Source organism: Sphingomonas endophytica (assembly GCF_014199415.1).
Classification (GTDB): domain Bacteria; phylum Pseudomonadota; class Alphaproteobacteria; order Sphingomonadales; family Sphingomonadaceae; genus Sphingomonas; species Sphingomonas endophytica.
The window spans coordinates 261,631-275,762 of the sequence record NZ_JACIJN010000002.1 but is presented as its reverse complement, the minus strand read 5'-3'; the positions used below and the strand labels follow the sequence as shown (position 1 = coordinate 275,762).

Annotated in this window: 12 protein-coding genes; 8 read left to right on the top strand and 4 right to left on the bottom strand. The window is 67.8% G+C overall.

What is annotated here, in order from left to right; all coding sequences use genetic code 11:
- Positions 1–456: 456 nt before the first annotated feature.
- The gene (locus FHS97_RS04100; RefSeq protein ID WP_184033438.1) at positions 457–2,907 is read right to left on the bottom strand and encodes a TonB-dependent receptor; all 2,451 of its coding nucleotides are present in this window, start codon (positions 2,905–2,907) and stop codon (positions 457–459) included.
- A gap of 204 nt (positions 2,908–3,111) precedes the next feature.
- Here FHS97_RS04100 and FHS97_RS04095 point away from each other — a divergent pair, with 204 nt between their 5' ends.
- Positions 3,112–3,579, top strand: coding sequence for an Hsp20 family protein (locus FHS97_RS04095; protein ID WP_184034091.1), 468 nt, complete (start codon positions 3,112–3,114; stop codon positions 3,577–3,579).
- Positions 3,580–3,699: 120 nt separating this feature from the next.
- Here FHS97_RS04095 and FHS97_RS17395 read toward each other — a convergent pair whose 3' ends face one another.
- The 3 genes from FHS97_RS17395 to secG form a co-directional block, all read right to left on the bottom strand.
- Positions 3,700–4,689, bottom strand: a complete 990-nt coding sequence (locus FHS97_RS17395) for an SGNH/GDSL hydrolase family protein (RefSeq protein WP_184034089.1) — start codon at positions 4,687–4,689, stop codon at positions 3,700–3,702.
- A gap of 158 nt (positions 4,690–4,847) precedes the next feature.
- The gene (pyrG, locus tag FHS97_RS04085; protein ID WP_184033436.1) at positions 4,848–6,485 is read right to left on the bottom strand and encodes a CTP synthase; all 1,638 of its coding nucleotides are present in this window, start codon (positions 6,483–6,485) and stop codon (positions 4,848–4,850) included.
- An 84-nt stretch (positions 6,486–6,569) separates the two neighbouring features.
- Entirely contained in the window at positions 6,570–6,944 is a 375-nt protein-coding gene (secG, locus tag FHS97_RS04080) for a preprotein translocase subunit SecG (protein WP_184033434.1), read from the bottom strand.
- Between the two features lie 266 nt (positions 6,945–7,210).
- Here secG and FHS97_RS04075 point away from each other — a divergent pair, with 266 nt between their 5' ends.
- From FHS97_RS04075 to glk, 7 genes are all read left to right on the top strand, one after another.
- Complete coding sequence (locus FHS97_RS04075; protein ID WP_184033431.1) at positions 7,211–7,555, top strand: MarR family transcriptional regulator; 345 nt, start codon at positions 7,211–7,213, stop codon at positions 7,553–7,555.
- Positions 7,500–7,862: an SH3 domain-containing protein gene (locus FHS97_RS04070; RefSeq protein ID WP_246346431.1), complete on the top strand. Its 363-nt coding sequence runs from the start codon at positions 7,500–7,502 to the stop codon at positions 7,860–7,862. Before FHS97_RS04075 ends, FHS97_RS04070 begins: the two co-directional genes overlap by 56 nt.
- The gene (gene argC / locus FHS97_RS04065; protein WP_184033428.1) at positions 7,859–8,788 is read left to right on the top strand and encodes an N-acetyl-gamma-glutamyl-phosphate reductase; all 930 of its coding nucleotides are present in this window, start codon (positions 7,859–7,861) and stop codon (positions 8,786–8,788) included. Before FHS97_RS04070 ends, argC begins: the two co-directional genes overlap by 4 nt.
- A 14-nt stretch (positions 8,789–8,802) precedes the next feature.
- Positions 8,803–10,266: a glucose-6-phosphate dehydrogenase gene (gene zwf / locus FHS97_RS04060; protein WP_184033425.1), complete on the top strand. Its 1,464-nt coding sequence runs from the start codon at positions 8,803–8,805 to the stop codon at positions 10,264–10,266.
- A gap of 110 nt (positions 10,267–10,376) precedes the next feature.
- Positions 10,377–11,084, top strand: a complete 708-nt coding sequence (pgl, locus tag FHS97_RS04055; protein WP_376699660.1) for a 6-phosphogluconolactonase — start codon at positions 10,377–10,379, stop codon at positions 11,082–11,084.
- A 131-nt stretch (positions 11,085–11,215) separates the two neighbouring features.
- Complete coding sequence (gene edd, locus FHS97_RS04050) at positions 11,216–13,045, top strand: phosphogluconate dehydratase (RefSeq protein ID WP_184033419.1); 1,830 nt, start codon at positions 11,216–11,218, stop codon at positions 13,043–13,045.
- A gap of 115 nt (positions 13,046–13,160) precedes the next feature.
- Complete coding sequence (gene glk / locus FHS97_RS04045) at positions 13,161–14,129, top strand: glucokinase (protein WP_184033416.1); 969 nt, start codon at positions 13,161–13,163, stop codon at positions 14,127–14,129.
- Positions 14,130–14,132: the final 3 nt, after the last annotated feature.

The window sequence follows — 14,132 nt, the reverse complement described above, 5'->3', positions numbered from 1 at the left end:
CGCAATCGGTTCTGCTGCCGTTCATTTGTATCGACAGCGAACAAGGGCCGCCGCATACCTGCGGGCACTGGCACACAGGCAAAAGGCCGTGGTTCGGGGAACGCCATCAAGCCCCGCTGATCCTTCGGGAAAGGCGTGCGGGCGAAGGGCTGGATAGGGGGCTGACGAGCGATCGTCACGCAGGCGCCCGGGTCGTGGATAACGGCCCGGGCGTTTGCCGTTCGGTCGCAGCCCGGTGCCAGCACCGGGCGTCGCGAAGCGGCGACCGAACCGGCCGGCGGGTCGGCCCCGGCCGATCCCGTCCGACGTCATGCCGGCGGCTTCGCCGTCGGCGTCTGGCTGCGCGACCGAGCATCCGGCACAGACTTCGCACTGAGCCTCGCCTTCGCCGGGGTTATTGTGATTGCGCCGTTCCTCCGTCATCGCGCACTTGATCCGGGACGACGGTGTGAAGCGTCAGAACCCGAACCCGACCGTCAAGCCGTACGTCCGCAGGTCGCCGACATTGCCCGCGATCAGCCCGGTATTCCCCGGCGTCGTCACCAGCACCTCGTAATATTCGGTATCGAACAGGTTGCGCACCCAGCCGAACACGTTGACGCCGCTGTCGGTACGGAAGCCGAGCCGCGCATTCACCAGTGTATAGCCGTTGACGTCGGTATAGATCGACCGCGAGGCATTGGACGAGAATTTGGTCCGCGAATTGGCATCGACGCCCACATAGGCCTCGCCCGACTCGCCGAGCACGATACCGGGCAGATTATATTCGCCGCCATAGGAGAAGGCGAACTTCGAGATGCCCGGCAGCCACTGACCGGAAATGTCGCACGCGACCGGACTGTTGGTGCCCGGCTGCCCCGGCGCGCCGATCGTGGCGCCGCTGCCGCCGCCCGACAGCTCGGGCGGGCACGGGGCATTCTTGAAGTCGACATATTTGTGGTCGGTGAACGCGCCGTTTGTGTAGAGGTTGAAGCGGTCGCTCGGCCGCACCGAGAAGTCAGCCTCGACGCCCCGCACGCGCACCTTGCCGGCATTGGCGAGATAGCCGCGCAGCGTCGAGGTCGAGCTGTTGTTGACGACCGCCTGATAGTCGCTGATCTCGGTCCAGAAGCCGGTGACGTTGAACGTGACCTTGCGATCCCAGAATTGCGACTTCGCACCAATCTCGAAATGGTCGACCTTCTCCGGCGCGACCTGCGCCAGTTGTGTCTGCACCACGCCGCCGACCACCGGCACGCCGTTGAGGTTGAGCCCGCCCGATTTGAAGCTGTGCGCATAGGTACCGTACAGCAGCACGTCGCGCGACGGCTTGTACGAGGCGGTCAGGTCATACGAGACGTTCCATTCACGGAATTTCTGATCGCGGAATTCCTGCGGCTGGATCGCGTCGCGCTGCGCCGCCTGCCGCGCGTTGCCGCCGGTCGCGGGGACGAGATTGCCCTGCCCGTCGCGCACCACGCTGATGTAGCTGCCGGTCTTGTCGTCGTAGTTGAGCCGCACGCCCGGCGACAGCGTGAAGGCATCGGTCAGGTTCCAGTTAAGCTTGCCGAAGATCGCGCCCGAGAAGTTCTTGAGGCGGATGTCGTTGGCGGCGGTCAGGCCGTCGAGCACCGACGGGTCGCGCGACAGGGCGCTCGACGGGTTGATGAGCCAGCGGCTCGCCGCCGGCCCCTGCCGCTGCGTGCCGGTGGTGTGGATCGTCTGGTAGAATCCGAACAGCCCCAGCACGTAATCGAAATGCTCGGCCTTGCCGGCGTAGCGGAATTCCTGCGTATATTGATCCTGCCGGGTCGGGTTCTGCGACAGCGTCGTGATCGGCAGCCCGGTGAAGTCGCGATCGTTGGCGGGCAACCAGTCCCAGAAACGATAGGCGGTGATCGAGGTCAGCGTCCCCTCGCCCAGCCGCTGCTCGCCGCGCAGCGACAGCCCGCCAAGCTGGTTGCGCGCGCTGAGCTTCGCGTCGAGATCGGTCAGCCGGTCGAACGGATTGCGGCTCGGCGGCTCATAGCCCTGCGCGGCGGCAAGCTGGTCGAACTGGCGGTTGAGCGGACGCTGCGTCTGACCGAGACGCACGAAGATCTGCGCGCAGCAATCCGGGTTCTGGCGCGAGTAATCGCCCGACAGCGTCAGATCGAGATCGTCGGTCGCCTTCCACAGGATCGCGGTGCGCAGCCCGAGATTGTCCTGCGCGTTGACGTAATCGTTGGTCGCGACATTGTAGATCGTGCCGCGGCGGCTGGTGGTCGACACGCCGAGCCGGATCGCGACGTTATCGGTAAGCGGGCCGGAGATCGACGCCTTGGCCTGCTTGAAGTCGAGATTGCCGACCGACACTTCGGCGCGGCCCTGCAACGTGAAGCTCGGCGCCTTGCTGGTGATGTTGATCGCGCCCGCGACGGTGTTCTTGCCGTAGAGCGTTCCCTGCGGGCCGCGCAGCGTTTCGATCTGTTGAACGTCGAGGAAGTCGAGCGTCGCCGCCGCGACGCGGCTAAGATAGACCTGATCGATATAGATGCCGACGCCTTGCTCAATCCCGTCGTTGGTGAGCCCGAGCGGCGCGCCGAGCCCGCGAATGTTGACCGAGGAATTGCGCGGGTTGGTCGAATAGAATTGCAGCGTCGGCTGGAGTTGCTGGAGCCGCTGGACGTTGAAGCTACCGGTCGCGTCCAGCTCCTTCACCCCGACCACCGAGATCGGGATCGGCACGTTCTGCGCCGATTCGGCACGCCGCCGCGCGGTGACAACGACGTCGGCGGCGGCGGAGCTGCGCTGCACCTGCTCCTCGGTCCGCTCGGGATCGCCCGGCGTGGTCGGGGCCGACTCGCGCTTCCCGACGACGACCGGCGTGGACGGCGGCTGCTGCGCGGTCGCCTGGGCGGCCAGCAGCAAGGCGAGCGTGACGGACATGCGGTTACCCCTTTTGAATCCTCGAAACGGCTCTGTGCCGCACCCCGCATATCCCATCAACAAACTAGGGGTTTGTCGACCCCTTGAAACGCTTCGCATCGGCCCCAAATTCACAGGCGTGCGGTGCCGGACACCGGGCCGCACGAAACAGGCGTCGCGCAACAGCGGGCGCCGCTTTCAAATAGCTCATTGGAGGATTTGACGATGCGTTTCGACCTGACCCCCTATCGCCGCTCCACGATCGGTTTCGATCGGCTGTTCGACCTCATCGAGGCCAACGCACGGAGTGCCGCGGAAAATTACCCGCCGTTCAACCTGGAGCGCGTGGCGGACGACCGTTACCGCATTACGCTGGCCATTGCCGGGTTCAGCCGTGACGAGATCGAGATCGTCGCGCAGCAGAATCTGTTGCTGGTGACCGGCAAGAAGGACGACAAGGCGGACAACAACCAATTCCTCCACCTCGGCATCGCCAACCGTAGTTTTGAACGACGGTTCGAACTGGCCGACTTCGTGTTCGTGGAGGACGCACGGCTGAACGACGGCCTGCTGGTGATCGATCTGGTCCGCGAGGTGCCCGAGGCGATGAAGCCGAAGAGCATCGCGATCAAGACCGGCACGCCGCTGGCCGCCGTCGAGAACAAGGCGGCCGACGAAGCGCAGGCCGCCTGACCGGGATCGGCGTCTCTTTGCTCCCTTTCGAGGCGCCGGTGGGGGCGTCCGGGCCGCAAGGCTCGGGCGCCTTTCCTTTTGCCGCGGCGACCCGGTTGATGTCCGGGGCGCCGCGGATCGTTACCGGGCGAGCAGCCGCCGTCGGTCGCGGCGCAGTGCCGCGCCCACCGTGGCGAAGCCGAGCAGCAGCATCGCCCAGGTCGCGGGTTCGGGCACGGCGCTCAATCCAAACCCGAACTTGCTGTTGATGTCGTTGAACAGCGCCTGGTGGATCGCCGCCGTCGGGTGGGTGCCGTCGAACGAGAAATAGCCGGTGCACGCCGGAAGGGCGCCCGCCCCCTGGCAGGTGGTCAGCGGCTTCTTGTCCTCGGGCAGGATCAACGGTGCCGGCAGGCCGAAGGCGGCCGGGTTCGCCTGCACGCGCCCGAAGAAATCGAGATAGCTGTAGCGCATCAGACGGGTGTCGGCCGCCAGCTTGAGCTTGGCGAGTTCGTCGCCCAGCGCGATCTCGGCCTTTATCGAATAGGCGAGCGGCGCGCCTTCGGTCGCGACCGGGAAGCCGGTCAGCAGGATGTTGCGCGCGCCCAGCTTGTTGAGTGCCTCGACCGCCTCGGCATAGTTCTGCGCCGCGGACAGCAGGAAGGCGGCGGGATCGGTGACGCCCGCATCGACACCCTTCACCGCCGCGAACACGTCGTTGCCGCCGAAATTCAGCACATAAAGGCCGTTGGGATCGACCTTCCCGCCCTTGTCGATCACGGCCTTGTAGAGCGCCACTTGTTCCAGTGCATCGGGCACCGGCGTGGTGTCCGTCGCGCGCGCACCGCCATAGGCGAAATTGCTGCCGCCGTTCAGCGACGCGACCGTCGGCGTACCGTACATCGCGAGGCTCAGCAGGTCGGTGTAATCATAGCCATTGGTGAAGCGCCCGTCGACATAGCCGAGCGCCGGATCGGCGCCGAGGCCGAGCTTGCGGATATTGCCCGCATCGACGAGGCTGTCACCGAACACCGTCAGCGACGAAAAGGGCGGCACGCTCGTCTGCGCCGTCGCCGGGACCGCTACCGTCATCGCCGCCGCGCACAGCAGCGCCGCCACCCGTCCGATCATGTCACCCTCCCATTTATCTTTGTAAACGAGAGGTTAACGTGGACGTAAGCGGTAAGCAATGGGGTGGGCAGTTCGTCATTGCGAGCGTAGCGAAGCAATCCAGGGCGTCCTGATCCGGCCCTGGATTGCTTCGCTACGCTCGCAATGAGGGAAGGGCTTTAAACCAGCCGGCTCTGCTTGACCGCGGCGGCGATGAAGCTGGCGAACAGCGGGTGCGGCTCGAACGGCTTGCTCTTCAGCTCCGGGTGGAACTGCACGCCGACGAACCACGGATGGTCAGGACGCTCGACGATCTCGGGCAGCGTGCCGTCCGGCGACATGCCCGAAAACACCAGCCCGCCCTTCTCCAGCGCCTCGCGATACGAGGTGTTCACCTCGTAACGGTGGCGATGCCGCTCGCTGATCGAGTCGCTGCCGTAGATCGAGCCGACGACGCTGTTGCCGGCCAGCGCGGCCGGATAGGCGCCGAGCCGCATCGTGCCGCCCAGATCGCCGTTCTCCGCGCGCTGCTCCAGCCCGCGCTCGCTCATCCATTCGGTGATGAGCCCGACGACCGGCTCCGGGGTGGGGCCGAACTCGGTCGACGACGCCGTGGTGATCCCGGCGAGATCGCGCGCGCCCTCGACGCACGCCATCTGCATCCCGAAGCAGATTCCGAAATAAGGCACGTTGTGCTCGCGCGCGAAGCGGACCGAGGCGATCTTGCCCTCCGCGCCGCGCGACCCGAACGCGCCGGGGACGAGGATCGCGTGGCACGGCTCGAGATGCGCGGCGATCTCGCCGTCATCGTCGCCCTCGAACAATTCGGCGTCGATCCAGCGGATGTTGACCTTGACGCGGTTGGCGATCCCGCCGTGAACCAGCGCCTCGTTGAGCGACTTGTACGCGTCCTGCAGGCCGACGTACTTGCCGACGACGCCGACCGTCACCTCGCCTTCGGGATGCATCAGCCGCTCGACGATCTCTTCCCAGCGGCTGAGGTCGGGGGCCGACGACGGGGTGATGCCGAAGGCGCGCAGCACCTCCGAGTCGAGCCCTTCGCCGTGATATTGCAGCGGCACCGCATAGATGCTCTTGGCGTCGAGCGCGGGGATGACCGCGCTTTCGGGGACGTTGCAGAACAACGCGATCTTGGCGCGCTCCGATTCGGGCAGCGGCTGTTCGCAGCGGCAGACGATCACGTCGGGCTGCACGCCGAGCGCGGCGATCTCGCGGACCGAATGCTGGGTCGGCTTGGTCTTCAGCTCGCCGGCCGCGGCGATATACGGCACCAGGGTGACGTGGATGCTGATCGCATTGCCGCGCCCGACCTCGTTCTTGAGCTGGCGGATCGCCTCGATGAACGGCAGCGACTCGATGTCGCCGACCGTGCCGCCGATCTCGCACAGCACGAAGTCGAGGTCGTCGGTCTCGGCGCGCGCGAACGCCTTGATCGCGTCGGTGACGTGCGGGATCACCTGTACGGTCGCGCCGAGATAGTCGCCGCGCCGCTCGCGTTCGATGATCGTCTTGTAGATGCGCCCCGAAGTGACGTTGTCCGACTGGCGTGCCGAGACGCCGGTGAAGCGCTCGTAGTGACCGAGGTCGAGATCGGTCTCCGCCCCGTCGTCGGTCACATAGACCTCGCCGTGCTGATACGGGCTCATCGTGCCCGGATCGACGTTGAGATACGGATCGAACTTGCGGATGCGGACGCGATAGCCGCGTGCCTGCAGCAGCGCCGCGAGGCTCGCCGCCATGAGACCCTTGCCGAGCGAGGAGACCACGCCGCCGGTGATGAAAATGTACCGCGCCATGGGACGCAACCCCTAACCTTCAAATGCGCAAAAGGGCAAGCGCGCGGGAAGCCCGCGCGCGACGAAACGACGATATTGTCGCGATCAGCGGGCCAGCGGCACGCCGTTGTCGGCCGGCGCCGGGGCGACGGCATTGTCCGCGGTCGCCGGCGCCGGCTGCGCCGCGACCGGCGGCTGGGCCTGCGTCTGCGCGGCCGGCGCGCGCCGCTGGAGCGAGGTGTCGACCGACACCGCGCCGCGGCTCGCCGCGAGGAACGCCAGCAGGATGCTCATCAGGATGAACAGCCCGGCCAGCACCGAGGTGGCGCGCGTCAGGAAATCGGCCGCACCGCGCGCCGACATCAGCCCCGACGGGCTGCCCGACGAGGTCAGGCCGCCGCCTTCCGACCGCTGCATCAGGATCACGGTGACGAGCGCCGCCGCGATAATGGCCTGGAGGACGATCAGAAAGGTGAACATGGGCTGGGCGCGATTCCGAAGCGAGAAACAGCCGGCGGTCCGCGCTGCGGCGCCCCCGGATCAACGGCCACATAGGGGAGCCGCGCGCCGGGATCAACCGCGCCGCCCGCCCCTGCCCGGACAAGCAGCGTGCCAAATTCGTGACATAGCTGAAACCAGCCGTGAAAGCGGGCGTTAATCCGCCGACAGGTCCGGGATGATCCGGCCTTCTTTCGATGCGGGACGAGGACGTGGCAACATTGGCTCAACCCGAACTGAGTTCGTGGATGAATGCACTGGTCGATTACGTGCGCTCGGGCGAGCCCGATCTCACCAATCGCCAGATGGCGCTTTTGCTGGTGGTCTATCTGCGGCCGGGCCCGCATACCGTGCGCGGATTGGCGCGCATATTGAACGTGTCGAAGCCGGTCGTGACGCGCGCCTTGAATCGGCTGGGGGCGCTGGGCTATCTGCGCCGGCAACGCGACGACAGCGACAAGCGCAACATCTTCGTCGCCCGCACGACCGAAGGGGCAGATTTTCTTGAAGAGTTCGGCCAGTTCATCGGCGAAGGGGATGCCGCCCCTGCCGCCGTCCGCGCCCACGGCACCGGGGACGCGGCCCGAGCGTAACGGTTTCGCGCTCACCGGCCGGTCGCGCGTGCTCGACCCGCGCACCCATGCCGTGCGCCCCGACATCGCCGACGTCCGTCTCGCCGATCGCGTCTTCGCGCCTCATTATGCCGCCCCGCTGCGCCGTACCGTGCTGCGCGAAGCGGTGTTGCGTGAGGCCCGCGACCGCGCCGCCGCACCGCTCGCCACGCTGCCGGCGGGCGCGCCGTTCGATCTGCTCGACCTGACCGGCGGGGTCGCCTGGGGAATTGCCGTGGACAATGGGACGGTCGGCTATCTCGACGCCGACGTGGTGCAGCCGCAATGACGGTCAAGGTCTTCATCGACGGGGCGGTCGGCACCACCGGGCTCGAGATCCGCGAGCGGCTCGAATCGCGGCGCGACATCACGCTCATCACGCTCGACGAGGCACGCCGCAAGGACGAGGCGGCGCGGCGCGAGGCGATCAACGACGCCGATTACGTGGTATTGTGCCTGCCCGACGATGCCGCGCGCGAGGCGGTGGCGATGATCGCCAACGATCGCACGCGCACCGTCGACGCTTCGACCGCGCACCGCGTCGCCGACCGCTGGACCTATGGCTTCGCCGAGCTGGAGCCCGACCAGGCCGAGCGGATCGCGGGCGCACGCTTCGTCAGCAATCCGGGCTGCTATCCGACCGGCTTCCTCGCGCTCGTCCGCCCGCTGGTCCGCGCCGGGCTGCTCGGATCCGATGCGCTGCTCAGCGTCAACGCCACCTCGGGCTATTCGGGCGGCGGCAAGGCGATGATCGCCGAGTTCGAGGGCGGCGAGACCAGCACCGCCTTCCGCCCCTATGCTTTGGGGCTGAACCACAAGCACGCGCCCGAGATGCGCCGCCACGCCGGGCTGACCCATGCGCCGATCTTCCAGCCGGCGGTGGCGCGCGCCTATCGCGGGATGGTGGTCGAGGTGCCACTGCATCTGGCGCAGCTGTCGCGTCGCGCGACGCTGACCGACGTCGCCGAGGTGCTGGCGAGCGCCTATGACGGCAACCGCGTCGTCCGCTTCGCGCACGAGGCGACGACGATGGTGCGGATCGAGGACGACGCCAACACCGATCGCATGACGCTGCGCGTCACCGGCAACGAGGCGACCGGGCAGGCACTGCTGATCGCCACGCTCGACAATCTCGGCAAGGGCGCGGCGGGCGCGGCGGTGCAGAATCTGAACATCATGGCCGGGCTCGATCCCGTGGCCGGCCTGACGCTGTAAGAAGGAGACGCGAGTTGGAGCGCAACCCGGTCGGCAAGCTGCTGTTGTTCGGTGCGACGGGCGATCTCGCCAAGCGGATGCTGTTGCCGTCGCTGTACGGCCTGCACGCCGACGGACTGCTGCCCGAGGGGCTGACGATCACCGGCTCGGCGCGCGGCGACCTGTCCGACGACGATTTCCGCGCGGTGACGCGCAAGGCGCTCGACGAGTTCCTGCCCGCCGATCGCAAGGACGAGAGCGCGCTGTCGTCGTTCCTCGACCGGATCTTCTTCCAGCCGGTCGATCTCTCGGACGCCTCCACCTATCAGGCGCTGGCCGACAAGATCGGCGACGTCTCGGGCGGGCTCGCCATCTATCTGTCGACCGCGCCGTCGCTGTTCGAGCCGGCGGTCAAGGGTTTGCAGAGCGTCGGGCTGGCCGGCGAGACGGTGCGGATCGGGCTGGAGAAGCCGCTCGGCTACGATCTCGAATCGAGCCGCGAGATCAACGACACCGTCGCCTCGGTCTTCCCCGAGGACCGCATCTTCCGCATCGACCACTATCTCGGCAAGGAGACGGTGCAGAACATCCTGACGCTGCGCTTCGGCAATTCGATGTTCGAGCCGATCTGGAACGCGCAGGGCATCGACAACGTCCAGATCACGATCGCCGAGACGGTCGGGCTGGAGGATCGCGCCGGCTATTACGAGGGCGCGGGCGCGTTGCGCGACATGGTCGCCAACCATATGCTGCAGCTGGTCGCGCTGATCGCGATGGAGCCGCCGGCGCTGTACGACGGCACCGCGATCCGCGACGAAAAGGCCAAGGTCTTCCGCTCGATGCGCAAGATTGCGCCCGAGGAAGTGCAGCAGAACACCGTCACCGGCCAGTATGAAGAGGGCGCGGTCGGCGGCAAGGTCGTGCGCGGCTATGACGAGGAGCTCGGCTACGACAGCGACGTCGAGACGTTCGTCGCGATCAAGGCGCATATCGACAATTGGCGCTGGCAGGGCGTGCCCTTCTACCTGCGCACCGGCAAGCGCATGGCCAAGCGCCGCAGCGAGATCGCGATCCAGTTCAAGCCTGTCCCGCACTCGATGTTCTCGGGGCGCGGCGGGCTGCTCCAGCCCAACAAGCTGGTCATCCGGCTCCAGCCCGAAGAATATGTCCAGCTGCTCGTCATGACCAAGGAGCCGGGGCTGGATCGCGAAGGCGTGCGGCTGCGCGAGGTGCCGCTGAACCTCAGCCTCGACGCCACCTTTGCGGGCAAGCGCCGCCGCATCGCCTATGAGCGGCTGCTGCTCGACCTGATTGAGGGCGACCAGACGTTGTTCGTTCGCCGCGACGAGGTGGAGGCGCAGTGGCGCTGGATCGACGCGATCCGGGCCGGCTGGGCCGCGAACCAGACCAAGCCCAAACATTATGCCGCGGGCACCTGGGGCCCGGCCGGCGCGATCGCGCTGACCGAGCGCGACAACGTGACGTGGCAGGACGATTGACCTGATTCACGTCGCCCCTGCGCAGGCAGGGGCCCATGTCTTTCGCCTCCGGGCGGAGTGGCATGAGGATACAGACATAGGCCCCTGCCTCCGCAGGGGCGACGAGGTAGATGATGACCGAAATCGAATGGTGGGAATATGACGACGCCGCCGAGCTGGCCGATGCGGTCGCGGGCGACATCCAGTTCGTCATCGAAAGCGCGATCGACGCGCGCGGCTCGGCGGTGATCGCGCTGGCGGGCGGCAAGACCCCCCTGCCCGCCTATGAGAAGCTGGCCAAGGCCAAGCTCGACTGGAAGCGCGTGACGATCATCCCCGGCGACGAGCGGATCGTGCCGCTGGGCGACGCGCTGTCGAACGTCACCGCGCTGGGCAAGATCTTCATTCCCAAGGGCGCGCGCGTGATGCCGATCGTCCCCAAGGCGACCGACGATTACAAGGCGGCGGGGCGCTCGGCCGACGCGCTGATGCAGGACCTGCACTGGCCGCTCGACCTGTGCCTGCTCGGCGTCGGCGGCGACGGGCATACCGCGTCGATCTTCCCCGGCCCGGACTATGACGAGGCGCTCAACGGGCCGAAGGAGCGCCGCGCGATCGGGGTGATGCCCGATCCGCTGCCGCCCGAGGCGCCGGTCGCGCGCGTGTCGCTTACCCGGCAGGGCATCGTCACCGCGCGCGCGCTGATGATCGCGGTCACCGGCGACGCCAAGCGCAAGGTGATCGAGGATGCGATCAAGGAAGGTGCGGGGTCGCCCTATCCGATCGGGCGCGTGCTGGCCGACGCCGAGCTGCCCGTCGACATCCACTGGGCCGCGTAAACCCGCGAATACGTATGCCGGTCGTCGCCGCGCCCTTGTTCCGAAGGGCGTGGTGACGCAAAGGCTTACCCCTACGGCCCCGCGGGGTCGCAGGCGCCGGGACGCCCCCGGCTTGACGAGGACCGACCATCATGAACCCCGCCGTCAGCGCCGTCACCGACCGGATCATCGCACGTAGCCGCCCGACGCGGCAGGCGTATCTCTCGCTGATCGAACGCGAGCGGCAGGGCTGGATCGGCCGCCCGCGGCTCGGCTGCGCCAATCTCGCCCATGCCTATGCCGGCACGCCCGAAGACCGCGAGGCGATGAAGACGCAGCATCAGGCGATGAACATCGGGCTGGTGACCGCGTACAACGACATGCTCTCCGCGCATGCGGTCTACTATCGCTATCCCGAGCAGATGAAGGTCTGGGCGCGCGAGGTCGGAGCGACCGCGCAGGTCGCGGGCGGCGTGCCCGCGATGTGCGACGGCGTGACCCAGGGCTATGCCGGGATGGAGCTGTCGCTGTTCAGCCGCGACACGATCGCGCTGTCGACGGCGGTGGCGCTGAGCCACGGCACGTTCGAGGGCGCGGCGCTGCTCGGCATCTGCGACAAGATCGTGCCCGGGCTGCTGATGGGCGCGCTGCGCTTCGGCCATCTGCCGATGATCCTGATCCCCGGCGGGCCGATGCCCTCGGGCCTGCCCAACAAGGCTAAGGCGGCGGTGCGCGAGCGCTTCGCAACCGGCGATTGCGGGCGCGAGGAGCTGCTGGAGGCGGAGATCGCCGCCTACCATACGCAGGGCACCTGCACCTTCTACGGCACCGCCAATACCAACCAGATGATGATGGAGGTGATGGGCCTCCACATGCCGGGCGCGGCGTTCGTCAATCCGGGCACCAAGCTGCGGCAGGAGCTGACCCGCGCCGCGGTCCACCGGCTCGCGAAGATCGGCGCGCAGGGCGACGATTACCGCCCGCTCGGTGCGTGCGTCGACGAGAAGGCGGTGGTCAATGCCGCGGTCGGCCTGCTGGCGACCGGCGGGTCGACCAACCATTTGCTCCACCTCCCCGCGATCGCGCGCGCGGCGGGGATCGTGATCGACTGGGAGGATTTCGACCGGCTGTCGGCGGCGGTGCCGCTGATCGCGCGCGTCTATCCGAACGGCTCGGCGGACGTGAACGGCTTCGAGGCGGCGGGCGGGATGCCCTATGTCATCAAGGAGTTGCTGGCGGGCGGCTATCTGCACCGCGACATCATGACGGTCGCGGGCGACGACCTGACCGCCTATGCCGCCGCGCCGACATTGGACGGCGACGCGCTGACCTGGACACCGGCCGGCGAGAGCCGCGACGAGACGATCCTGCGTCCGGCCGACGCGCCCTTCTCGCCCGATGGCGGGATGCGCATCCTGCAGGGCAATATCGGGCGCGCGTGCATCAAGGTCTCGGCGGTCGAGCGCGACCGCTGGATCGTCGAGGCGCCGGCGCGCGTCTTCGCCGACCAGCTGGAGGTGCTCGAGGCGTTCAAGAACGGCCAACTGGAGCAGGACGTCGTCGTCGTCGTCCGCTTCCAGGGGCCGCGCGCCAATGGGATGCCCGAACTGCACAAGCTCACCCCGCCGCTCGGCGTGCTCCAGAACCGCGGGTTCAAGGTCGCGCTGGTCACCGACGGGCGGATGTCGGGCGCGAGCGGCAAGGTGCCGTGCGCGATCCATTGTTCGCCCGAGGCGCTGCCCGGTCTGAACGGACGCGGCGGTGCGATCGGGCTGATCCGCGACGGCGACCTGATCCGCGTCGATGCCGAAGCCGGGACGCTGGAGGCGCTGGTGCCCGCCGACGAATGGGCGGCGCGCGAACAGGCGCCAACGCCAGCCCCGGCCAGCGGCATGGGCCGCGAATTGTTCGGCATGTTCCGCGGCTTGGCGGATGAGGCCGAGAAGGGCGCGAGCGCGGTGCTGGCCGGCGCGGGGCTTTGATGTTTAAGCCCTCTCCCCCGTGGGGAGAGGGTTGGGAGAGGGTCTGCCACGAGCGGTGTCGCCTGAGGCGACCCCTCACCCCAGCCCTCTCCCCACGGGGAGAGGGAGTAAGTATATGCAGGTCGTAGCGGTCGATATCGGGGGCACGCACGCGCGCTTCGCCATTGCGGAGGTCGAGGGCGGGCACGTCGTCTCGCTGGGCGAGCCGACCACGCTCAAGACCGCCGAGCACGCCAGTCTTCAGACCGCCTATGAGGCGTTTCGCGAGCGGATGGGCGGAACCCTGCCCGACGCGGCGGCGATCGCGGTCGCCTCGCCGATCACCGGCGACGTGATCCGCCTCACCAACAATCCATGGGTGATCCGCCCGTCGCTGATCCCCGAGCGGCTCGGCGCGGCGACCTGGACGATCATCAACGATTTCGGCGCGATCGGCCATGCGGTCGGTCAGCTGCCCCATGCCGACTTCGAGCATCTGTGCGGCCCCGACACCCCGCTGCCGACCGATGGGGTGACGACGGTGTGCGGCCCCGGCACCGGGCTGGGCGTCGCACAGGTCTATAAGCAGGACGGCCGGTACCGCGTGCTGCCCACCGAAGGCGGGCACACCGATTACGCCCCGCTCGACGGGATCGAGGACGCGCTGCTCAAGCGGCTGCGAAAGACCTACACGCGCGTGTCGGTCGAGCGGATCGTCGCCGGGCCGGGGATCGTCGCGATCTACGAGACGCTCGCCGAGCTGGAGGGCCGCGCCTATATCCACAAGGACGACAAGGCGATCTGGAGCGAGGCGCTGGACGGCACCGACTCGATCGCGCTCGCCGCGCTCGATCGCTTCTGCCTCGCGTTGGGCGCGGTCGCGGGCGACCTCGCGCTGGCGCATGGCGCGAAGGGCGTCGTGATCGCCGGCGGTTTGGGCCTGCGGATCAAGGACAAGTTGCTGCGCTCGGGGTTCGACCAGCGCTTCGTCGCCAAGGGCCGGTTCCAGTCGCTGATGTCGGCGATCCCGGTCAAGCTCATCACCCATCCGCAGCCGGGCCTGTTCGGGGCCGCGGCCGCCTTCGCGCAGGAGCATCAATCGTGAGCC